Raw genomic sequence first — 23,269 nt, forward strand, 5'->3', positions numbered from 1 at the left:
CGCAGAAACTACATTTGTTAGGTAAAACGGTCGCCCTGGGGTAGAGGAGTCGGACGCGATGGCTGCACGCGCACGCACGGTGGCAGTTCTCGGAGTCCTGGCAGTCCTGGGCACTCCGGCGGTGGCCGACGCCGCCCCGGACAAGGCTCCCGTCGGGCCCCCGCAAACGGGGTGGCCTGCCGCGTGGGCCTATTCCATCGAGCACCCGGCGGCGACCGGGTCGACCTCGTCGGGCACTCCCAGGGCGGACTCGTGCCGCTGTTTTACATCAACCACCTCGGTGGAGAGTCGAAGATCGGCACGATGATCGGGGTCGCTCCCGCCACCAACGGCATCAGCGCCTACGGAATGCTGAATTTTCTCGCCGCGCATTCCCAGGCGAAAGATGCCGTCGGGAACGTGATTCCGGCGGTCGACGACGGGACGGCGGGTTCGGCGCTCGTCACGGAGACCGGTGAGGGTGGCATGACCCGCCCGGGAGTCGAGTATGCGACCGTCAGTTCGCGGCACGACCTCGTCGTGCAACTGAGCGAGTCGCAACTGCCGCCCGGGCCGAACGTGTCCAACGTCGTGGTTCAGGAATTCTGCCCCGAGGATCTGACCAATCACGGAACCATGGTCCACGACGACATCACACTCCGGATCGTGCGCAACCTCCTCGACCCGGCGACGGCCGTTGCTCCCGCCTGCCATCCCGTGGCGCCGCTACCCTGAACCTCGACGTGCAACGGCGGGACGGGCCGAGGTTTCCCTCGGCCCATCCCGCCGTGTGAGCGTCGGCCATTATCCGGCGACCTCGGACGACGACTCGGCCCGCTCCGCACCGTCCCGCGCGCGCGTTGTCCTCGACACCGAGACCCATGCGGCGGCGACGCCCGCCACCGAAATCGCCACCAGCAGGATGCTCAGCGCCGCGGTGCTGCCGCCGTCGTTGAACGCGAGTTGCACCGCGAGGACCGGCACGAGCGCGGCGCCGAGAGCGTTCCCGAGTTCACGGCCCAACCCCAGACCGCTGAAGGCGTGACGGGTCTCGAACAGTTCGGTGACGTACGCCCCCATCGGGCCGAAGATCGCAGCGACACCGACCCCGTTCCCCAGGACCAGCACCAACCAGAACGCGGCGGTACCGCCGTCGTGCCCGACGAGCCAGAACGCCGGGAAGGCGAGCAGCGCGGAGAACACGAACCCGGCGATGATGACCGGTCGTCGACCCACCCGGTCCGACAGCATCCCGAACAGGGGAATGAATGCCGCACAACTCAATTGCGCGAGCACCAGGCCGATCAGGATGTCGGTCTGCCCCATGCCCAGTTGGTTGCGGCCGAACGTCAGCATGAAGACGAGATAGAAATAGCCGAGACCGGCCTGCCCGAACACCATCACGAGTACGGACAGGATGGCGCGGGGTTGCCGGCGGATGACGTCGAGAACCGGGGACGTGGTCTTGTCGTTCGATTCCTCGATGTGGCGGAACGCCGGGGTCTCGGGCAGCCGGGCGCGCAGCGACAGGCCGTACAGCAGAATCAGTCCGCTGAGCAGGAACGGCAGGCGCCATCCCCAGGACATGAAGGCCTCCTCGGGAAGAGCGGCCGACACGCCCAGCAGGGCGCTGGTGCCGAGGACGCCGCCGATGGACGCCCCCGCTCCCGGCAGCGATCCGAGAAGCCCCCGTCGGCGCTGCGGCGCGAACTCCACCGCGACCAGGGTGGCGCCGCCGTATTCGGCGCTGGCCCCGATTCCCTGGAGGATCCGGAGGAGGACGAGGAGGGCCGGAGCCAGCCAGCCGATCTGCGAGTAGCCGGGCAGAAGACCCACGAGCATCGTCGCGGCCCCCATCATCACGAGGGTGAAGACGAGGATCTTCTTCCGACCGATCCGGTCGCCGAGGCTGCCGAGGACGACGCCGCCGATCGGCCGGACGAGGAAGCCGACTGCGAACGTCCCGACCGCTTGCAGCGTGGCCAGGAAGGGGCTCGCACCGGAGAAGAAGACGCTCCCGAACACCACCGACGCGGCCGAGGCGTAGAGGCTGAAATCGTAGTACTCGAGCAGAGTTCCGACGAACGCGGCGCGGCTGGCTCGTTTCGAGTCGCCGGCGGACCCGGAATCGGAGACCGTCGTACCGCCGTCTGCGGCGGTTGATGGGCTGATTGTCATGCACACACTCCGTGTCGTGCGGTCTCGAAGAGTTCGAGAATGATTGTGACGGGTGCCACGTTAACCAACAGCCATTAGGTTTGTCTAGGCTTTACCTTCGGTATTTCGACCTCACCGGAACACCGGTGACATGGGCGTGATTCGACAGCGGCCCAGGGTGACCCGGGCCGCTGTCGAATCCACTCGTGTGTCACCTCGAGGTGGAGGCGGCCACCTCGAGCGGGGGATCCGTGACGGGCGGTTGCAGGATTCCGTCGTCCACGAGACGATCCACCTCGGCGGTCGTCATGTTCAGCAGCTCCTCACAGATCTCCCGGCTGTGCTGCCCGGCGGCCGGAGCCTGGCGCAGCGGCGGATCCGAAATGGCCGAGAAGCGCGCGACGCGGGCCGCCGTGGGCAACGCCTTCGGAAGCAACGCGTGATGCGTGACCGTGTAGGCGTCGCGGGCCGCCAGGTGCGGATCGGTGAGCAGTTCGGGAAGTCGCAGCATCATCCCGGCGGGCACTCCCGCCGCCTGCAACTGCGCGACCGCCGCTGCGGGAGAACGCGTCTGCAGCCACTCACCCAGCACGGCGTCGACGTCCACGCGGTTGCGGATCCGCTCGGCCCGGGTGCGGAACGCTGGAACGTCTGCCAGTTCGGGCGTGCCGATCGCGGCGCACAGTCGCACCCAGTCGTCGTCGTCCCTGACCGACACGACGCACCACTCGTCGTCACCCGCACAGGCGAACACCCCGGCCGGCGCGGCGAACGGGTCCGAGTTGCCGGGCGCGGAGACGGTACCCGGTCGCAGCGATTCGGTGACGAGTTGAGCACCGAGTTGGACGAGCGCGGTGTCCGCCTGCGCCACCTCGAGCGCTGCGCCCCTACCCGTGCGGGTCCGCTGGATCAAAGCCGCGAGCACCGCGATCGCCGTGACGTGCGCGGCGATGTGATCGGGATAGACGGTCGAGCCGTCACAGAGCAGGTCCTCGTTCCCGGGGTACCGCCACAGGGCGGACACACCGCACGCGGCACGCACCAGCGGGCCGTATCCGAGTCGGTTGTTCCACGGTCCGACACTGCCGAACGCGCTGCTCTCGGAGACGATGATGCGGGGGTTGAGTGCGGCGAGTTCGTCGTACGACAGGCCCATCGACGCGAGTGTTCCGGGCTTGAAATTGGCCAGGACCACGTCGGCCTCGGCGACGAGTCGGCGGAACAACTCCCCGCCCTCCGGGCTGCGCAGGTCCAGACCGAGGCTGCGCTTGTTGCGGTGCCCCCAGGCGACGGACGCGGCCAGCGCGGCGCCGCGCTTCGACTGGCGGAGACCGTCGGGGAACTTGGCATTCTCGACCTTGACGACGTCGGCGCCGTAGTCGGCGAACTGACGGCTGAGTTCGGCGCCGAAGACGATCACGCCCAGGTCGAGGACGCGTAGGCCGTCGAGTGGGCGGGTGCCCCGTTGCCGCATCCCGGACGCCTCGCCCGCCGGTGTCTCCCGCGTCGCCTGGGGCTGGGCGTCGTGCTCCCCGACCTCGGGCGCCGGGGTCCTGATTCCGACGCGTGCGCCGTCGAACGACACGTAGCCCGTCGGAACCCGGGCGCGCACCCCGGTGGCGATCTCCAGGTCCGCGAGGGCACCGGCCGCGTCGAAGTGCTCGGTCGTCAGCACTTCCCCGAGCGAGAGGACGCCACCGACGGGCACTCCCCTGGTCGCGCCCTCCGCGACGAGTTGGTCGCGGGTGCGGGTCGCGAACAGCGCCTCGATCAGGGGGTGCAGGGCGTCGGCGGCGGCGAATCGGGCCGGAATCGTGTCGTACTTCGGGTCGGCGAATTCCTCCGGCTCGCCGAGCCATTCGAACATTCCCCGCCACTGCCGTTTGGCCAGCAGGCAGATCCGCACGTAGCCGTCGGCACAGGGGAACACCGGATAGAAGTTCGACGCGTCCGGTCGATTCCGGGGGAAGTCGTCGGAGCGCCCCGCGGCCGCGGAACCCTGCGTCCCGAAACCGGGATCGAAGCCGTGGACGAGCGCTTCGAAGGCAGACAGATCCACGACCTGGCCGCGACCGGTGTGGATGCGGTCGTAGTAGGCGAGCAGCGCCGACCAGGCGGCGTGCATCCCCACCGTCTCCTCCACCAGGCCGGCGGGAGGAAGCAGGGGTTCGGCTCCGGGAGCGCCGGAGCGGGACAGCACACCGCTCAGTGCGTACAGCACCTGTTCCGTGGCCGCCCAGTCCCGGTAGGGCCCGGTCTGCCCGAACGGCGTGACCGACACGCACACCAGTGACGGTGCGAGAGCGGAGAGTTCGGCCGCGCCCACTCCGCGTTCGCTCAGCAGGCCCGGCGCGTGCGATTCGATCAGGATGTCGGACTCCGCGGCGAGTTCCCGCAGCCGGTCCCGGCCTGCGGGATCGTCGAGGTCCACGACGATCCCCCGCTTGTTCGCGTTGCGCAGCGCGAACGGGATGCTGACCCCGTCCACCACCGGCTCGGCGCGGCGTGAGCGGGCGCCTCCCGGACCTTCCACCTTCGTCACCTGCGCGCCGAGGTCGGCGAGGTACCGGCCACACGACTCACCGAGGCCGTCGGTGAGGTCCAGTACGCGGACACCGGTCAGCGGTAGCGTCATCGCCTGCTCCGTTCGATCAGATCTGATGGTGAATGAAAAGCTGTTCGACTCAGCGTGTTCCGAAGTACACGGACTTCGTCGCGAAATACGGGGTCAGGCCTTCCGGACCGAGTTCACGTCCGAGACCGGACGACTTGACGCCGCCGAACGGCGCGTCGAGGTCGAGGGCGTAATGGTTGACGCCGACGGTCCCGCTGTGGATCCGGGAGGCCACGGCGAGGCCGTGCTCCTCGTCGGCGGTCCAGACCGTGCCGCCCAGGCCGTATTCGGAGTCGTTGGCGATCGCCACGGCCTCGTCCTCGTCCGTGTAGGGGGTGATCGTCAGAACGGGCCCGAAGATCTCCTCCTGGGCGATGCGCGCGGAGTTGTCCACGTCCACGAACACCGTCGGCTCGACAAACCAGCCGAGCGGCTGCGAATCCGGTACGCCCCCGCCGGTCGTCGTGCGGTAGCCCGCGCTGCGCCCGTCCTCGATGTAGCCGAGCACGCGCTCGCGCTGGGCGGCGCTGACCAGCGGCCCGATCCCGGTGGCCTTGTCGAGGGGATCCCCGACGACGAGACCCCGGACCGTCTCGGTGACCGCCTCGACGACCTCCTCGTACCGGGCACGGGGGGCGAGGATCCGGGTACTCGCATGGCATGTCTGGCCGTTGTTCACCAGCGACACCTCCGCGAGGTTCGCGGCGAACACGGACAGGTCGGCGTCGGCTGCCACGATTGCAGCCGATTTGCCGCCGAGTTCGAGCGTGACGGGGCGCAGCAGCCTGCCACACACCTCGCCGATCGCTCGTCCCGCCGCCGTCGAACCGGTGAACGCGACCTTGTCGACCCCCGGGTGCTGCACCAGGTAGGCGCTCGCCTCGCGGCCCGCGGGCACGATGTTCAGGACGCCGGGAGGCAGACCGGCCTCCTCGGCGGCATCCGCGTACGCGAACGCGTCGAGCGCGGTTTCGGGGGCGGCCTTGAGCACCACGGTGCACCCGGCCGCGAGCGCGGGCGCGATCTTCATCGCGGCGAGGGGTTGCGGGTAGTTCCACGGGGTGATCGCGGCGACGACGCCCACCGGCTCACGCCGGACCACCGTGCGACCGCCGAACGCGCTGGGACGGATGTCCTCGGACGCCGCGTCGCGGACGAGCGCGGCGTAGTAGCGGATCATGGCGGCGGGTCCGAAACCGTTGACCCCGGCGGAGAGTGAGATCGGCATCCCGTTCTCGCGGCTCACCAACGTCGCGGTGTCGCGACCACGCTTCTTCAGCGCGGACGCGAACACGTCGAGAAGGTCTGCGCGAGCGCGGTTGTCGAGCTGACCCCACGGTCCGCGGAGTGCGTCGCGTGCGGCGGAGACGGCGGCGTCGATGTCGGCGGCGGAAGCGAGAGCCGAACGCCCGAGCACCTTCTCCGTGGCAGCCTCGACGACGTCGGCCGCGGCACCCTCCTGCGGGGCGACCCACCGGCCACCGATGAACAGAGCGTCGCGGTCCACGGTCATGTTGTCCATGTCGATCCTTCTCACAGAGTCGGGGTGCTACAGCACGTCTTCGTGGGCGAAGAGCGTCGAACTGACGAGCGGTGCCATCGGGCCGCCGATGAACAGCGACGTCTTGGCGTGCGCCACCGGATTGGTCGACGTGCCGCGGATCTGCCGCACCGCTTCGACCGCGAGCCCCATTCCGTTGACGAACGAGTCGGCGATGTTGCCGCCACTCGTGTTCACGGGGAGCTTGCCGACGCCCGCGGTGAGGTTGTCGACGGTGAGGACCTCGCCTGCGGCGGGGCCGGACGGCGCCAGGCCGTGGTCGATGAGCGCGGCGACGGCGGGCCCGCTGAAGTTCTCGTACACCTGGACGACGTCCACGTCGTCGGGGCCCAGACCTGCTGCGGCCCAGAGGCGGTCCGCGACCCCGGGCCGTCCGGTGGCGCCCGCGAAACCCGCTGTGGCGTACTGGTCGTCGTTGTCGATGATCGAGGAGTAGCCGCCCGGTGCGCCCTGCGCTCCCGCGAGAACGTACGCGGGATCGGGTCGCAGCGACTTCGCGCGGTCGGCGGAGACCAGCACCAGCGCGACGGCGCCGTCGCTCTCCCGCGAGCAGTCGTACAGGTGAAACGGTTCGGTGATCAGGCGGGACGACTCGTACGTCGCCTCGTCGAGCGGCTTGCCGTAACCCTGCGCGGTCGGATTGTTCTGGGCGTGCCGGTACGCGGCGAGCACCAGCGCACGCATGGTCTCGCGCGGCACCCCGTCGTGCTCGAGCAGTCGCTGTGTCCGCAGCGCGCACACCTGGGCGGGCGATCCGACGCCGTGCGCGAGGAAGTGCGGGCCGTAGTGGTACTTCGCGTAGCCGAGCCGCCCGGTATCCGCCTGTGCCATCGAGCGATAGACGACGACGCACTCGGCCTGCCCGGCAGCGATCGCGACGGCGGCATTGTTGATCGCGGCAGCGACCGTCCCGCCGCCACCGCCCCACATCATGTTCGACCACCGGACGTCGTCGACGCCCAGTGCGCCGCCGATGACCGCACCGTCGTGCCCGCCGCCCGCATACGACACGAATCCGTCGAGTTCGCGCGGCGAGATGCCGGCGTCCGAGCATGCCGCGAGGATCGCCTCGAGCGTCATCCTCAGTTCACCCGCCGGGGCCTCGCCGCGGCGGTAGTGCAATTCGGACACGCCGACGACGGCGGCCGCCCCGCGCATGGTGAGTGCACTCATGCCTGCGCTCCTTCTGTGGATCGACGCCAGCGCAGCAGCGGCCAGGTTGCGCCTTCGTCGTGCTCGATGTGCCCGACGACCGGGTCGCCGATGCGGATGGCGTCGGTGTCGTCACCGGTCAGGATTCCGAGTACCCGGCGGTGCCCGGCCTCGGGAAGTTCGACCAGGACCGTCACGTACGGGACCCGGTCGGCCAGTTCGGTGATGAACGGGTACCAGCTGCGCGACCAGCTGTACACGGTCCCGGTGGGCGTCACGGACTCCCAGTTCGGGTCGAGGGTGTGGCAGGATCCGCAGACCCATTGCGGTCCCCAGATCCAGGTCTCGCAATTGCCGCAACGCTGGAGTCGCAGCTCACCTCGGGTGAGCCCGTCCCAGTACGGTTGGTCGAGGCCGTCGGCGGACGGTCCCCACGGTTCTCCCGTCATGCCGGACGCCCTCCTTCGGCGGGGAAGTTCTCGAGCGCCGCGGCCAGCCAGCGGCCGTCGTGACGCTCCCAGATCGATCGCAGGCCGATCGTGCCGCCGGGGGTCGTGTACACCGTCTCGCCGATGCGGCGGTCGCCGTCGGCCCGGACGTCCTTGATCTCGAACCCGTCGACGTCGCCGCGGGGAACGGTGACACCGTCGAACACGGCGGGCAGGTTCTCCTGAACCATGTCGGCGAGTGCGGACTTCATGTCTCCGGACACCACGTATCCGACGTGCCGCTCGTACAGTTCGCGGAAGTCTTCGACAGACATTCGAAACTCCTTTTCTCCGTGAGAACCTCACACCTCACGGCGGATGCCCTCGATTCCTATACCTTATGTCGTTAGGTAAACCGGAGTCAATCGTCCGCGAACCGGAACGTGCCGTCGGCTGCGACGACCGCTGTGTCCCGCGCGACGTCGACGCCGACCAGACGGGCCAGCGCGCCCGCTTCCGTCGTGGTGGCCAGCGTGCGTTCGCCGCTGCCGGTCCGCACCGCCACGAAGCCGCGCTCCGGGGCGCCGTCGCGACCGTGCACGACGGTCCAGGACTCGATCGAGCCGGACCCCTCATAGCTGGTGAGCGCTCGCGTGGTCGGCAGCGCATCGACGTCGGCCTGAACGTCCTGGCGCCGGAAGCCGCTGCGCGGCGGCTCCGTCCGGTAGACGCCGAACGCGTGCTTGGTGAGGTAGCCGCCGTTCGCCGTGATCAGCCCGTACGTTCCCGGCGCCTCGCGCAGCCGGGTCGCCAGGGTGGCGATCGCGTGGGTGCTGTAGTTGTTCCACGGACCGCCCGCGAACGTGAGGCCGCCGGTGAGCGTCAGCGGTCGACCGGGGTCGTCGACGGGCAGCCCCAACTCGGCCGCGGCGACCTGGACGGCCGACGGGAAGCACGAATACACGTCCACGTGCGCCAGGTCGTCCCGCCCGATTCCCGACAGTTCCAGGGCGCGCGCCCCCGCCAGCCGGATGGCGGGTGACCGATCGAGCGCCTCCCGTTCGGCGATGTCGTACGTGTCGTGCGCCTCGGTGCCTGCATGCGGAAAGACCCAGTTGTCGCGGGGAATCCCGAGGCGGGTGGCAACGCCGACGGAACAGAGGAGCAGCGCCGCGCCCTGCTCCACCATGTTGTTCGAATTCATCAGCTTGGTGTACGGCCGGCTGATCCACCGATTGTCCTCGGACGGCGTGACGATCTCGTCGGCCGTGTACTCACGGCCGGTCCACGCGTGCGGGTTCGTCGCCGCCACCTTGCTGAATCCCGACCAGAGTGCGCCGATCGCGGCACGATGCTCGTCCTGCGACCGCCCCGACGAGATCCGCAGCGCCTGCTCGAACAGGGGGTACACGTAGGCGGGCCGATCGAGCCCGATCCTGGACTGACCGTCGAAGACCATCGGCACCTCGGGGACGAGGACCTCCGCGGGTGGAACCGAGTCGTCCTGCACGGTCCACTCCGGGCGAACACCCCGAGACCGCAACTTCATCCGGGTCCGCCAGGACTCGGCACCGCCCACCAGGACCACGTCGGCCCGGCCCGCCGCGATGTCCTCGGCCGCCTGGTTGACGAGGACCTGCGGGCCGCTGCCCCCGCTGCCGGTGCACCCGGTGTGCCGGACGGCGGCACCGATGCGTTCGCCGACCAGCGCCCCGGGGTCGCGGTACCGCCACGACAGCATCCCGATCAACCGGACCGAGTCGACGAGTTCGAGCAGACGCGACGATCCTGCCTCTGAGGCGGCGGCGCGGGCCGCCGCGACGATCAGATCGACGGGTTCCACTCCCCCGGTCCGCTCGTTGACCTGTCCGCCGCCGACGAGGATCGGGGTGCGCGGATCGAGCGTCACGACATCACCGCCTCGAGGATGCGTTCCCGGTTCTCCGGCCTCGGCCAGCCGCCGAGGATCAGCGTCGTCAAGCAGGTGGGTTTCCAGCGGTTCACGATGTCCTCACAGATCTTGTCGGCAGGCCCGATCAGCGCGACGTCCTCGACCATCTCCGTCGGAACGGCCTGCGCGGCGAGATCGGGCCGTCCACGCAGGTACAACTCCTGGATCTCGGCGCAGGCGTCGGCCCAGCCCATGCGGGCGAAGACGTCGTTGTGGAAATTGGCGCCCTTGGCGCCCATGCCACCGGCGTACAACGCGACGACGGGTTTGATCTTGGCCGCCGCCTTTTCCACATCGTCGTTTTCGACCAGCCAGCACACGTTGGCGATCTCGAAATCCGACGGCGACCGGCGGGCCCCGTCCCGGCCGAACCCCTCGGCCAGCGCGGCGCGGTAGAACTCGTCGCTCTTGGGCGAGAACCACAGCGGGGTCCAGCCGTCCGCGATCTCCGCGGCAAGCGCGACATTCTTCGGACCCTCCGCCCCGAGATAGACCGGAATGTCCTCGCGCAGTGGGTGAACGATCGACTTCAACGGCTTTCCGAGACCGCTGCCACCGTCCAGCGGCAGCTGATAGTGCCTGCCTTCGTAGGTCACCGGCTTCTCCCGGGCCCACACCGCACGCATGATCTCGACATACTCGCGGGTTCGCTCGAGCGGCCGGGGATACGGTTGCCCATACCAGCCCTCGACCACCTGCGGTCCCGACGCGCCGATGCCGACGATCACCCGGCCCCCGCTGAGGTGGTCGACCGTCTGCGCCGCCATCGCCAGGGCCGTCGGCGTCCGGGCCGACATCTGGCAGACCGCGGTCCCGAGTGTGATGGTGGACGTGCGTGATCCCCACCAGGCGAGGGGGGTCAGCGCGTCCGATCCGTAGGTCTCCGCCGTCCAGAAGCTGTCCACGCCGAGCGCCTCGGCTTCGGCGAGCATGCGGTCGACGTTGCGCGGCGGACCGGAGCCCCAATATCCCGCGGCGATACCGACTTTCACTGGTATTCCTCACTTACTGCCCCGTTGGGCCGGTGTTGCTGGTCGCTGAAGTTCAGTGATTCAGATACTCGGGCGGGCGCTTCTCGAGGAAGGACTTCACCGCCTCGCGGTGGTCCTTGGTCATGGCTGCCAGGATCTGGGTGCGGTTCTCGAGGTCGATCGCCGCCCGGAGACTCGGCACCTCGAGGTTCGACCACATCACCTCTTTGGTCATCCACACCCCGAACGGCGTGTTCTGCGCAATCGCCTCGGCGGTGCCCAGCGCCGCGTCGATCAGGGTGCTTTCCGATTCGACGGACGAGGCGATTCCGATTCGTTCCGCCTCCAAGGCGTCGATCGTCCGGCCGGTGAGCAGGATCTGCGCGGCGCGCGAGAACCCGATCATGCGGGGCAGCAGCCAGCTGACCCCGATGTCGCAGTTGGACAGGCCACGTTTGATGAACGACGCGTGCAGGGCGGCCGAGTCGGCGATGATGCGGATATCGGCCATCAGCGCGAGCGCCATCCCGCCGCCTGCCGCTGCGCCGTTGATCGCGGCGATGATCGGCGGCCGCGCGCCGCGAAACGCCTCCACCAGGTCGGCGATGTGCTTCTGCACCCGCAGCCCGGCCTGGGGGCGACCCTCGCCGTCCGCGGCGCCGTCCGGGGTTCCGTACCCACGCAGGTCCAGGCCGGCGCAGAACGCCTTGCCCGCGCCGGTGAGGACGATCGCCCGGATGGTCGAGTCGTCCCGCACCCGGGCCAGAACCCGGTGCAGTTCGCCGATCATCTCCGCGTTCATCGCGTTGAGCGCTTCGGGTCGGTTCAGTCGCACGAGCAGGATGCCGGGCCGCGGCTGCTCGGTCAGTATCAGTTCGGACATTCGGGGCCTTCCCCTCGTGTGGTTCCGACGGCCTCCGCTTCGTGTCGGTACCGTCGACATATCAAGCTAATACCTTTAGGTTAATACCTCAAGATCCACAGTTCGGACGGACGGCGCGAAAGGACAGAACACAATGGCGGAACTGCACGGCAAGGTCGCGGTGGTGACCGGTGGAGCGAGCGGGATCGGGGCGGCGACCTGCGCACTCCTCGCGGAGCGGGGTGCGCGGGTGGTGGTCACGGACATCGACGACGAACGCGGCGAGGCGGTCGCGGCCGCCCTCGGCGAGCACGGTGTCTACCTGCACACCGACGTCACCCGCGAGGAGGATGTCGCGGCCGCGGTCCGCGTCGCGACCGAGCGCTTCGGACGCCTCGACGCGATGGTCAACAACGCCGGCCGGGTCGGGGCCTGGACGTACGTCGCCGACACGACCGTCGACGAGTGGGACTCCTCGTTCGCCGTCCTGGCGCGCAGCGCCTTCCTCGGGACCAAACACGCCGCCCGGGTGATGCGCGAGCAGGGATTCGGCACCGTGGTCAACGTGTCGTCCGTGGCGGGGGTGCGCACCGGCTTCGGCCCGCACCCGTACGGCGCCGCGAAGGCCGCCGTGCTGCAGATGACCCGCAGCGCCGCACGCGAACTCGCGGAATTTCACGTCCGGGTCAACGCGGTCACCCCCGGCGGCGTCGCCACCCGCATCGTCGGTCACGGCGCCGGCCTGGACGGAGACGCGCTGGACGCCAGCGTCGACAGCGTGCGGCAGGGTCTCGCGACATTCCAGCCGATCCCCCGCGCCGGCGAGGGCCACGACATCGCCGGCGCCATCGCCTATCTGGTCTCCGACGACGCAACGTTCGTGACCGGGCAGAACCTCGTCGTCGACGGGGGCCTGACCCTCGGGAAGGCGTGGCCCACCAACTACAGGCGCTGACGCACCTGTGCGCGGTTGACGAGTCCTGGGACTCGTCAACCGCGCACGGGCGCCGGAGGCGCCTACACCGGACCGCCGAGCCAGACGCCCACCTCTTCACCCGACACATGGCGGGCGTCGTCACTGACGAGGAACGACACGGTCGCCGCCACGGACTCCGCCGGGATCCGCGGCCAATGGGCGGCCAGGACGTCGACGGCGGCGTCGCCCCCGGAACTGATGATGTCGGTCTCGACGAAACCGGGGACGACGGTGTTGACGGTGATGCCGCGCCGCGCGACCTCGAGCGCCAACGTCCGGGTCATCCCGGTCAGACCGGCTTTCGCCGCCGAGTAGGCGCTCATCCCGGGCGACGGCCGCCGTCCGCCGGACGGGCTTCCGAAGAAGACGACCCGGCCCCAGCCGTTCTCGTACATCGCAGGCAACGCGGCGTGCGTGCAGTAGAACGCCCCGCTGAGGTTGACCGCGATCACGCGATCCCAGTCCTCCGGTTCCTGCTTGCGGACCGAGCCGGCGAGGTTCATGCCCGCGTTGTTGACCAGCACCGACGGCGCCCCGAGCGTGTCGGCGGTCCGTGAGATCAGCTCCTCGGCGGAGGCCGCGTCCCCGATGTCCGCCTTGATCGCCGCCGCGCGGCCACCGCCCGCGACGATCTTCGCGACCACGTCGGCCGCATGCGTCTCGCTGCGCGAATAGTTCACCGCCACGGCGAAACCGTCCGACGCGAGGCGCTGCGCGATTGCCGCACCGATGCCCCTGCCACCCCCGGTGACGACGGCAACCTTCTGTTCACCCGCGTTCGTCATTCAGCGCACCTTCCGGTGGGTGTCCGGCACGTCCGCGTATGTGTCGCGCAGTTCCCGTTTGGCGATCTTGCCGCTGGCCATCCGCGGCAACGGCTCGTCCAGCAGGACGACGTAACGCGGGACCTTGAAGTCGGCGAGGCGCCGATTGCAGAACTCGACGACATCCGCCTCGGTCAGGCCCGGCGCCGCCTTCACGAGAGCAGCCGGAGTCTCTCCGAACTTCGCGTCGGGCACGCTGATCACCGCGACTTCCTCGACCTCGGGGATCTGATTGATCACCGATTCGATTTCGGCGGGCGAGATGTTGAGCCCACCGGAGATGATCATGTCCTTGAGCCGGTCCACGTAGGTCAGGTAGCCGTTCTCGTCGAGCTTTCCGAGATCTCCCGTGTGCAACCAGCCGTCGATCAGCGTGGCTTTCGTCGCGTCCTCGTTGCGCCAGTAGCCCGGCATCATTCCCGGACCGCGGAGGAGGATCTGCCCGGTTTCGCCAGGCGCGCAGTCGTTTCCGGACGCGTCGACGACTCGGATCTTGGTGAAGATGCCACCCCACCCGCACTTGTCCGGATGCTCGGCCGCCTCGTCGCGGGGCATCACGGTGGCGGAACCGCCGATCTCGGTCTGCCCGTAGATCTGCCGCAACTGCACACCCCGGTCCTGCCAGATCCCCAGCAGGTGTGCAGGCACCCGGGCACCGCCCACGTGTGCGGTGGTGAGGTGGCGGAGGTCGGCGTCGGCGAATCCCGGGACCTTCGCGATCTGCTCGAACAGAATGGGTGGACCGGTGAGCGTCGTCGCCTTGTCCTCGACGAGGACACGCAGGGCCGCCTGCGGGTCGAATCCCGGTTGCAGGAAGAGCGTGCCGCCGTGGATGACCGTGCGGGAGATGCCCCAGATGATGCCGGCCGCGGTGAACAACGGCAGCACGAGCAGAGGACGCAAACCATTGGGCAGGATGGGTTCCATCAGCGACCACTCGTGCATCTCGCCCGCGATGGTCGCATGGGTGAACACCACCCCCTTGGGCCTGCCCGTGGTGCCGCTGGTGAAGACGATCGCGGTCGGTGTCGAGACGTCGACCACGGGAGTCGGGAACGTCACGTGCTCCCCTCCGCGCAGGGGCCGCACGTCGTGTTCGAGGACGGCGATCGAGAAGGTGTCGTGCGCCTTCAGGACCTCTTCGAGTCTGGGAAGGTACGCCTGATCGCAGTAGACGATCTTCGGCTCGCAATCCTCGACCAGCGCCGTGAGCTCGCCGGCGAGCATCCGCTGATTGAACGGCGCGGCGATGGCGCCCACCTTCATCGCCCCCAGCGCCGCCGCGCACCATTCGAGGGTGTTGGTTCCCACGAAGCTGACCCGGTCGCCCGGCAGGACGCCGCGCGCCGCGAGGTCGTGGGCGACGCCGTCGGCCCACCTCGACAGTTCCGCGTACGTGACGACGTCGCCGTCGAAATCGATGGCCGGTTGGCCGGGGACGATCCGCGCCCAGAAATTCAGCGCGTCGATCACGGTTCCGCTCATTCATTGCCTCCTGTGTGCCCGGCCGCGACCGGTGGGATCGAAACCGAAGTTCTCCGTGACAGGGACTCGTGCGTACGGTCGCACTGTGCCGCCCGTCACAGCTGCTAAATCTAAAGGTTGTTGTTAAATCCGGCAAGGTGCGCTTCGCGCCCGTGAGTACTTGTCAACGTCCGGCGGTTAACAAGTACTCACGGGTGCCGGAGGCGCACCACCTCGACGTTGATGCCGGTGAGCTGCGACTGGTTGCTCAGCGGGTCGTAGCCGTCCGTCCCGGTGGGCGCGAGACGGTTGACGTTCACACCCGGGTTGCGCCTCGCGACGTCCAGCCCCCGGGCCGTGCGCTGCCCCCAGCCGTGGGTCATCGCCACGACGCCCAGCCGGAGGGTGTCGTCGTAGATCAGCATCGCGTCGACCTCGCCGTGGCGGTTGCGCACGGTGACGTCGTCGCCCTCGACGAGGTCCCGGCACCGCGCGTCGTCCGGGTGCATCCACAGCGGATTGCTCTGGTGGACACCCTGTTTGAGTACGGGAAGATTGTGCAGCCAGCTGTTGACCATGTAGTGGGTGCGGCGGGTGATCAGTTTGAGCTGGTCCGCGGGCTCCGCGGCCAACTCCTCGAAGATGCGTTCCGCGGTCCCGTACGAGCGCTGGAACAGCGCGGGACAGCAGTCGATCAGGCCGTCGTCGTGCTGGACCGCGATGCTGAACACGTGCGACGGTTCGGCCTCCGGCAGCACCGCGGTCTGGCACGGCATGGTCGCGAGGAGATCGATGCTCAGACCCGACTCCCGCATCTTCGCGTCGACCGCGGCGAACGGATTCGGGTCGGGGTCGTCGAGCAGGGTCGGGACACCCATCGCCTGCTGGATGCGGGACAGGATCCACCAGTCGTCGCGGCGCTCCCCCGTCGCGGGGACGACGGCGGGCGTGTACTGCACGTACGGCTCCATCGCCACGCCCATCGTGTTGAGGAAGTTGACGTCCTCCCGTTCCAGCCAGTCCGTAGCCGGCAGAACATAGTCCGCCATCTCACCGGTGACCGTGCGGTACAGATCGACGGTCACGATCAGGTCCAAGTGCTCGAACGCCCGGCGCAGGCGGTCGTCGCCGCCGACCGACAGCAGCGGGTTGCCCGACACCACGATCAGCGCGCGGACCGGGTCTGCGGGATTCTCGATGAAGTCCGGCAGGAGCGCGGCGGGCAGATCACCGCCGACGGTGCGCATCTCACCGAAGGGACCCTCGTAGAACGGGTCCTCCCGTTTGCGCTTCGAACCCTGCACCACGTCGGCGACGCCACGCGAGTAGATGTTGCCACCGCGCCTGCCGAGGTTGCCGGAGAACAGGCTGACCATGGTGAGCATCCAGTAGGCCAGGGTGCCTTGACGGCCCTGGTTCACCCCGGTCGCCATGTAGACGCTCGCGCTCGGTGCCGCGCAGAACTCGTCGGCGACCTGCCGGATCGTGTCGGCCTCGATGCCGGTGACCGCGGCGATCCGGTCGACGGGATACTGCCGGACGAAGTCGAGCAACTCGTCGACGCGACGAGCGTGACGTTCCACCTCCGTTCGGTCGTACCCGATCCGGAAGACGATCTCGTGCAGGATTCCGGCGAGGAAGTAGAAGTCGGTGTCCGGCTTGATCAACAACACGTCACCGGTCTCCGGCGACGACGACTCGATGCGGCGCGGATTGACGAACAGGACGGTCCCGCCACGGCTCTTCACTGCGCGGATCTTGGCCATCGGATCCGAGATGTGGATCAGCGTCATGTGCGAGACCTGCGGGTTGCTGCCGAGGCACAGGAAGTAGTCGGTGTGCAGCAGGTCGGGAATCGGATGTGCCATCGACGCCCCGTAGATCGCCTCGCTGGCAGCGTATTTGGCCGAGGTGTCCTGGGTTCCGGCGCTGAAGCGCATCCGGGTGTCGAAGCCGCGCGCGATCGTGGCGGCGTTCGCGTAGTAGGCGCCGTTGAACGCCGACGGGTTGCCCTGATAGACGGCAAGGGCGTTGCGGCCGTGCTCGCGGCGCACCTCCTGGAGCCGTGCTGCGATCTCACGCGCCGCGACGTCCCACTCGACGGGTTCGAAGACACCGCGCTCCTCGCTCCGCGGATTCATCCTCTTCAGCGGCCGGGCCAGCCGGTCCGGATCGTGATGGACCTGGAGGTAGTGCACACCCTTGTGGCAGGAGAACCCCTTGTGCACCGGATGATCCGTGTCCGGCCGCAGCCGGACGACCTCGTCACCGTCCACCTCCGCGAGCAGGCCGCACCCCGGCTCGCAGATCCGGCAGAACGTGTGGACCTTCCGCGTCACGATCCCACCCGCGCGGCTCTCGCGACATCGCCCGCCGCGGCGGCGGCGACGATCTTGACCCGAGGACGGCCGACGGCCCGCCCCTGCTCGCGCTCGAAGCGGTCGATCGCGCGCCAGTCCGCGCCGCCGAGCGCGTCGGGCCTGCGTTCGCGCACCAGCGCCGCCAGGTCCGCAGCGGCCTGGGTCGGGGCGGCGAGCAGTCCCGCGCGGTGATCGGCGAGGAGTGCCTCGACGGTCTCCGCCGCGCAGTAGCGATTGGTGCCGATCACACCGGTGGCACCGCGCTTGATCCAGCCCGCCACGTAGTGGCCGCGGACGGTCTCCCCGGTGCCGGGCAGCGCGACGCGGCCCGCGGCGTTGGCGACGGTCCCGGCGGCCTCGTCGAACGGGAGGCCGCCGATCGGCAGTCCGCGGTACCCGACCGCCCGGAGGATCAGACCGCACTCGATCCGGTCCGCGGTGTCGCCTTGGGCCACCAGAAGCGACTCGGCACGACCCGCACCGAGCACCTCTCGCGGGGAGGTACCGAAGCGCAGCACGATGCGCTTGTTCCCCGGCGTCGCCTTCCGCCGGGAGTAGTCGGCGAGGATCCGCAGCTTGGCCGGTGCGTCCGGTGCCGCCGTCACCGGACCGTCGACGAGAACATCGATTCCCGGCAGCGAGCCGAGCGCGAGCAGTTCCGGCGTGGTGCAGGCCGCGTGCTCGGGTCCGCGCCGACCGAGCACCACCACCTCCTCGACCCGGCTGTCGGCCAGGGCGGCGAGGGCGTGGTCGGCGATGTCGGTGCGGCGCAGGGTGTCCACATCGGAGACGAGGATGCGGGCGACGTCCAGGGCGACGTTGCCGTTGCCGACCACGACGGCGCGGCGCGTGGACAGGTCGAAGGCGCGATCGGCGTGATCGGGGTGGCCGTTGTACCAGGCGACGAACTCCCGGGCGGCGTAGCTGCCCGGCAGGTCCTCGCCGGGGATGCCGAGGCGCCGGTCCCCCGACGCCCCGGACGCGTGGATCACCGCGTGGTGGTGTGCCAGCACCTCGTCGATCGTCACGTCCCGCCCGACCTCGACGCCGAGGTGGAAGGTGAAGCCGTCGCGTCGCGCGGTGCGGTCGAACACCCGGTCCACCGTCTTCGTGTGCCAGTGGTCCGGCGCGACGCCGAACCGCACGAGTCCGCCTGCGACGGGCAGCCGTTCGAACATGGTGACCTCGGCGGCGATGTCGCGGCGGGCCAGCAGTTCCTCGGCGGCGTAGAACGCCGACGGTCCGGATCCGACGATCGCCACCCGCAGCGCGGGGGGATCGGTGACGCCGGTGGTCGCGAGGGCCAGCGGGAGTGGCTGCACGTGCGCACCCGGCGCCGCGGTGCGCGGATTCTGCTGGAAGTACTCGGCATTGATGTCGCGGTACCGGTCGATGTCCGGCGCGGGGGCGTCGCCGGGGACGATCGCGTCCACCGGGCACACGTCGGAGCAGGCGCCGCAGTCGATGCACGCACCCGGATCGATGTACAGCATCTCGGTGCGCGTGTACTCCCGCTCGGCGGGAGTCGGATGGATGCAGTCGACCGGGCAGACCGCGACACAAGTCGCGTCGTTGCAGCAGTTCTGGGTGACCACGTACGCCATCAGGGATGCTCCTCGCTGGTGCGCGTCACGGTGACCGGGACGCCGTTGAAGATCGGGGACGCCGTCAGCGCCTCGAGGTCGGTGGTGTCGTCCACCAAAGCGTTGTAGTTGCTGCCCGGGACCGACGCCGACCGGGACGTCCGCAGGCCGGGCCCGTCGTGGCCCCACCCGTGGGGCATGCTCACCACACCGGGTCGCAACGCGTCGTCGATTCGCAGTTCGGCCGTCACGGTGGTGACCTTGGACGTCACCGCCACCCGGTCGCCGCCGACCAGGCCGCGCTCGGCCGCGTCGCGTGGGCTGATCAGCAGGGCGCACTGGCCGCCGTCCGGTTGGGGCAGGGCATTGTGCAGCCACGAATTCATGCCACGACGCTGACGCCGGTTGATCAGCAGCAGATCCGGGGCGGCCCGGGTCATGCTCGCCCGCACCCGCGGCAGATCCCCGACGATCATCTCCGGCATCAGGTCGATCCGCCCGTCCGGGGTGCGCAGCACCTCCGGGACGCGCGGTGTCAGCGGCCCGTAGTCGATGCCGTCCGGGTTGGCCTCCAGCAGTGCGAGAGTCAGCCCGTCGGGGTCCAGCCCGAAACGGTCGCCGTAGGGTCCGCTGCGCAGACGCAAGTCCAGCAGTCGCTGAGGGCCGCGGCGGCCGGCGACGGCGTGCAGTGCCTGTACCGCCTCGCAGCCGGCGAGTTTCGCGGCGCGCCGGGCGGCGACGGCCGCCACCTCGTCGTCCATCTCCTCGACCGGGCGGTGCGGGGTTCCCTGGGCGATCGCGGCGATCCGCAGTAGGATCTGCCATTCCGCCTGCTCACCGTCGGCGAGGTCGAGCAGGGGTGGGGTGTACCGGGCGACGTTCCGGATCTGGAAGTGCGCCAGCGTCACGTCGTGGTGGCCGCGGGTCGCCAGCGGTGGCGGCGGCAGGATCACGTCGGCGTGGCGGGTGGTCTCGTTGAGGTAGCAGTCCACCGACACCATGAAGTCGAGGGCGCCGAGCGCCTCCTCGATCGCCCCACTGTTGGGCAGGGAGCGGGCCGGGTTCCCGGCGAGGGTGATCAGCGCCCGGGTACGGCCCGGTCCGGGCGTGAGGATCTCCTCGGCGAAGCACACCGCGGGCAACTCCCCCATCGCCTCCGGCAACCCCCGCACTCGCGAACGCCACCGGTCGAACATCAGCTTCGGCGGTCTGGTCACCGGCCAGGTGTTCTGCCCGCCGGCCGGCGGCAGCGCGAACATCGCCCCTCCGGGCCGGTCCAGGTTGCCGGTGACGATGGTGAGCACCTCGACGAGCCAGTTCGCGAGGGTGCCGAACTCCTGCATGCACGTCCCGATCCGTGAATGCGCCACCGCTGCAGGCGCGCCCGCGAACCCCCGCGCGACCGCGCGGATCATATCGGCGTCGATCCCGCACGCGGCGGCGACGGCGTCGGGGTCGACGTCCGCCGCCATCGCCAGAGCGGCGTCCAGGCCGTCCACCACCGCAGGCACCCGATCGGGTCGGGACAGCCCCTCGGACGCGATGACGGACAGCACCCCGAGCAGGAACAGGGCGTCGGTCCCGGGCCGGATCGGCACGTGCAGATCCGCGACCTCGGCGGTGCGGGTGCGGACCGGATCCACCACGACGAGGATGCCGCCCCGCTCACGCAACGCCTGCAGGCGGTGGTGCATGCCGGGGGCGGTGACGGTGCTGCCGTTGGAGACCATCGGATTAGAACCGAGGATCAGCAGGTATTCGGTGCGGTCGAGGTCGGGCAGGCTCATTCCCAGCCCGGTGCCGTACAGCAGCATGTGCGCAAGGTTCTTCGGCCAGGTGTCGACGCTGGCCGGCGAGTAGATGTTCCGGGTACCGACCGCACCGATCAGCTCACCCAGGTAGAACGTCGAATCCAGGTGGTGGGCGGCCGGATTCCCGTGGTAGACGGCGCAGCTGCCCGGGTCACCGGTGACGAACTCCGGTAGCCGACGCTCGATCTCGGCGAACGCCTCGTCCCAGGTGGCCTCGCGGAACCCACCGTCTGCGGTGCGCAGGAGCGGGGTCCGGATCCGGTCCGGGTCGCCCTCGATGCGCCCGAGGCCGAGCCCCTTCGCGCAGCTGTGCCCAGCGCTCATCACATCGTCGGGGTTCGGCGCGACCCTCGTGATGGCGCGACCGTCGAGTTCGACCAGCAGCCCGCAGGTCGACTCGCACAGCGGGCAGATCCGGTGCCCGGCGATCGGTTCTGCCGTCGTCATCACACGTCCTGTTCGATGGTGGTGGGCTCGACCGCGACGGGAACCGCGGTCATGGTGGGCATCGCGTTGATCGACTGGACGCCGTCACCGGTTCCGGTCAGCGCGTTCACGTTCACTCCGACGTCGTCGCACGGGTCGACGCTCCCGAAGCAGTGCGTCATCGACACCGTGCCGCGGGCCAGGGTGGCGTCCGCCCGCGCGGTCGCACGCAGGTGCCCGGACGCCGAGCGCACGGTCACCGCCTGCCCGTCGGCGATGCCCACGGCGGCGAGGTCGTCCGGGTGCAGGCTCGCGGGGTTGGCTCCAGCCGGAACGAGTCCGGGCACGCGGGTGCCGGTGGAGTTGACGGCCTCCCGGATCCGCCGCACCGTCAACAGGAGCGGGAACTGTGCTGCGACCGCCCTGTCCGTCAGCGCTGCGCGCAGTTCGGCGCGCACGTCCTCGGGCATCAGCGTCAGGCGGTGCCCGGCATTCTCCTCGGCCGCCGGACCCACGACGGCGCCGCTGCATCCGGCGAGGTGTCCGTGCGGGGCGGCGACCAGGTCCGCGAACGGGATGCGCCCCCGCTCGGCCATCATGGCCAGCAACTGCTCGGGGGTCGGCGGCGCGGCGGGGTCGAGGATGCGACCGGCGAACTTGACGGGCTGCCCGGAGGCTGCGGCGAGGTCGAGGAAGAATCGCCAGTCGTCGACGACGCCGGGCGGCGCGGTCACGACCGCGGGGGTGTACTGCGCGAACGGCTGCGGGAAGAACGGTTCCATGATCGCGGTGTGATCGGCACGTTCGTACATCGTGGTCGGCGCGATCACGTAGTCGGCGAGCCGCGCGGTGTCCGACATGCGCGGGTCAACGCACACCAGCAGGTCCAGTGATCGCATCGCGCGCAACGCTTTCCCGCGATCGGGCAGCGCCGCCGCCGGGTTGCCGCCGGAGACGATCAGCGCCCGCACCCGGTCGGGGCCGGGTTCGAGGATCTCGTCGGCGAGGATGCCGGACGGAAGTTCGCCGCGGATCGCCCGGACCCCACCGATCCGGCTGCGGAATCCGTGCTCGAATGCCCGGGTGGCCGGGGCGACCTCCGCGCGCGCCGGTTGGTGCCGGGTCAGGACGGCGCGATCGTCGGCCCGCTCCCCCTCCCGCAGATACCGGCCGCACACCACGTTCAATGCCGCGACGAGGTGTTCCGCGAGGTTCGAGTGCGGGCCCATGCACAACCCGGTGCCGCTGGTCGCCATACCCCGTGCCGCGCCTGCGAACACCCGTGCCGCGTCGCGGATCCGCGCTGCGGGAATACCGCAGATCCGCTGCACGACGCCGGGGGTCGCGCCGGCGACGGCATCGGCGAGCACGGCCAGGTCGGCCGTGTACCGGTGGCAGAAGCCGGCGTCGTGGAGGCGCTCGGTGAGGACGACGTGCAGGAGACCGGCGAACAGCACTGCGTCCGTGCCCGGCCGGGGTGCCAGGTGGATGTCGGCGAGCGCCGCGGTCTCGGTGCGTCGCGGGTCGACGACGATGAGCCGCAGGCCCCGTTCCCGCGCCGCCCTCAGGGTGACGGACGGGTTCTGCACCACCGCGCCGTCCCCGTCGCCGCCGTTGCCGGAGACGACGGGGTTGGTGCCCGCGAGCAACCACACGTCTGCGTCCTCGAATCGCTGCCGGCCGCCGAGGTACGTTCCCATCCGTTCGGCAACAACCCATTTCGCGGACTGGTCGATGGTCATCGTGGAGAACAGCTTGTGCGAGCCGGTACCCCGGAACCAGGCCCGGGCCATCGGCGGGGTGAGTGCGGCGAAGTTCTGCTGTGTCCCCATGAACAGCGCGACCGCATCCGGTCCGTGCCGGTCGACGATTGCGCGCAGCCGGTCCGCGATGTCGGTGACCGCCCGCGCCACCGGCACCGGCTCGTGGGTGCCTGCGGCGGTGCGGCGCATCGAGGTGGTGAGCCGGTCCGGGCCGTGGACGAGGTCGCCGCCTCGGCGCCCCTTCGGGCAGGTGTAGCCGCCGGAGATCGGATGGTGGGCATCGCCTAGCACCCGCGCGATCCGCCCGTCCTCGATGTCGAGCAGGACCCCGCACGAGGAGGCACACAGCCTGCAGTACGACGTGGCCCTCGACGTGACGGATCGCAT

The 23,269-nt window shown here is 69.7% G+C and carries 17 protein-coding genes; 2 read left to right on the plus strand and 15 right to left on the minus strand.

What is annotated here, in order from left to right:
- Positions 1–183 precede the first annotated feature (183 nt).
- Positions 184–714 (plus strand): lipase family alpha/beta hydrolase, encoded by a 531-nt coding sequence (locus tag JWS14_RS10790; RefSeq protein WP_241031309.1) that lies wholly within the window; start codon positions 184–186, stop codon positions 712–714.
- A 69-nt stretch (positions 715–783) separates the two neighbouring features.
- On the opposite strand, the gene JWS14_RS10795 is transcribed toward JWS14_RS10790, so the two are convergent.
- The 9 genes from JWS14_RS10795 to JWS14_RS10835 all read right to left on the minus strand — a co-directional run bounded on the left by JWS14_RS10795 (position 784) and on the right by JWS14_RS10835 (position 11,696).
- Positions 784–2,157 carry an MFS transporter gene (locus JWS14_RS10795; RefSeq protein ID WP_206013084.1) on the minus strand — a complete coding sequence of 458 codons (1,374 nt, stop codon included), beginning with the start codon at positions 2,155–2,157 and terminating at the stop codon, positions 784–786.
- A 190-nt stretch (positions 2,158–2,347) separates the two neighbouring features.
- Complete coding sequence (locus tag JWS14_RS10800) at positions 2,348–4,771, minus strand: CaiB/BaiF CoA transferase family protein (protein ID WP_206013085.1); 2,424 nt, start codon at positions 4,769–4,771, stop codon at positions 2,348–2,350.
- Between the two features lie 49 nt (positions 4,772–4,820).
- A complete protein-coding gene (locus JWS14_RS10805; protein ID WP_206013086.1) occupies positions 4,821–6,272 on the minus strand; it encodes an aldehyde dehydrogenase in 1,452 nt (483 codons plus the stop codon).
- A 27-nt stretch (positions 6,273–6,299) separates the two neighbouring features.
- The gene (locus tag JWS14_RS10810) at positions 6,300–7,484 is read right to left on the minus strand and encodes a thiolase C-terminal domain-containing protein (RefSeq protein WP_206013087.1); all 1,185 of its coding nucleotides are present in this window, start codon (positions 7,482–7,484) and stop codon (positions 6,300–6,302) included.
- A complete protein-coding gene (locus JWS14_RS10815; RefSeq protein WP_172651460.1) occupies positions 7,481–7,912 on the minus strand; it encodes a Zn-ribbon domain-containing OB-fold protein in 432 nt (143 codons plus the stop codon). The genes JWS14_RS10810 and JWS14_RS10815 overlap by 4 nt, the downstream gene beginning before the upstream one ends.
- Positions 7,909–8,226: a hypothetical protein gene (locus JWS14_RS10820; protein WP_095862524.1), complete on the minus strand. Its 318-nt coding sequence runs from the start codon at positions 8,224–8,226 to the stop codon at positions 7,909–7,911. Before JWS14_RS10820 ends, JWS14_RS10815 begins: the two co-directional genes overlap by 4 nt.
- A gap of 86 nt (positions 8,227–8,312) precedes the next feature.
- Complete coding sequence (locus tag JWS14_RS10825; protein WP_206013089.1) at positions 8,313–9,800, minus strand: acetyl-CoA acetyltransferase; 1,488 nt, start codon at positions 9,798–9,800, stop codon at positions 8,313–8,315.
- Positions 9,797–10,834, minus strand: a complete 1,038-nt coding sequence (locus tag JWS14_RS10830) for an LLM class F420-dependent oxidoreductase (RefSeq protein WP_206013090.1) — start codon at positions 10,832–10,834, stop codon at positions 9,797–9,799. Before JWS14_RS10830 ends, JWS14_RS10825 begins: the two co-directional genes overlap by 4 nt.
- Positions 10,835–10,886: 52 nt before the next feature.
- Positions 10,887–11,696 (minus strand): enoyl-CoA hydratase/isomerase family protein, encoded by an 810-nt coding sequence (locus tag JWS14_RS10835; RefSeq protein ID WP_095862521.1) that lies wholly within the window; start codon positions 11,694–11,696, stop codon positions 10,887–10,889.
- 133 nt (positions 11,697–11,829) lie between these two features.
- On the opposite strand from JWS14_RS10835, the gene JWS14_RS10840 reads away from it, so the two are divergent.
- On the plus strand, positions 11,830–12,630 hold the full coding sequence (locus JWS14_RS10840; protein ID WP_206013091.1) for a glucose 1-dehydrogenase: 801 nt from the start codon (positions 11,830–11,832) through the stop codon (positions 12,628–12,630).
- A 62-nt stretch (positions 12,631–12,692) separates the two neighbouring features.
- On the opposite strand, the gene JWS14_RS10845 is transcribed toward JWS14_RS10840, so the two are convergent.
- The 6 genes from JWS14_RS10845 to JWS14_RS10870 all read right to left on the minus strand — a co-directional run bounded on the left by JWS14_RS10845 (position 12,693) and on the right by JWS14_RS10870 (position 23,269).
- Positions 12,693–13,436, minus strand: coding sequence for an SDR family oxidoreductase (locus JWS14_RS10845; protein WP_072939717.1), 744 nt, complete (start codon positions 13,434–13,436; stop codon positions 12,693–12,695).
- Positions 13,437–14,960, minus strand: a complete 1,524-nt coding sequence (locus JWS14_RS10850; RefSeq protein ID WP_206013092.1) for a class I adenylate-forming enzyme family protein — start codon at positions 14,958–14,960, stop codon at positions 13,437–13,439. It abuts the gene before it with no gap.
- A gap of 188 nt (positions 14,961–15,148) precedes the next feature.
- Positions 15,149–17,281, minus strand: coding sequence for a molybdopterin-containing oxidoreductase family protein (locus JWS14_RS10855; protein ID WP_206015967.1), 2,133 nt, complete (start codon positions 17,279–17,281; stop codon positions 15,149–15,151).
- The gene (locus tag JWS14_RS10860; RefSeq protein ID WP_206013093.1) at positions 17,275–18,903 is read right to left on the minus strand and encodes an FAD-dependent oxidoreductase; all 1,629 of its coding nucleotides are present in this window, start codon (positions 18,901–18,903) and stop codon (positions 17,275–17,277) included. The genes JWS14_RS10855 and JWS14_RS10860 overlap by 7 nt, the downstream gene beginning before the upstream one ends.
- Complete coding sequence (locus JWS14_RS10865; RefSeq protein WP_206013094.1) at positions 18,903–21,140, minus strand: molybdopterin-dependent oxidoreductase; 2,238 nt, start codon at positions 21,138–21,140, stop codon at positions 18,903–18,905. The genes JWS14_RS10860 and JWS14_RS10865 overlap by 1 nt, the downstream gene beginning before the upstream one ends.
- The gene (locus tag JWS14_RS10870) at positions 21,140–23,269 is read right to left on the minus strand and encodes a molybdopterin-containing oxidoreductase family protein (RefSeq protein ID WP_206013095.1); all 2,130 of its coding nucleotides are present in this window, start codon (positions 23,267–23,269) and stop codon (positions 21,140–21,142) included. Before JWS14_RS10870 ends, JWS14_RS10865 begins: the two co-directional genes overlap by 1 nt.

The organism is Rhodococcus koreensis (assembly GCF_017068375.1).
GTDB lineage: Bacteria > Actinomycetota > Actinomycetes > Mycobacteriales > Mycobacteriaceae > Rhodococcus_F > Rhodococcus_F koreensis.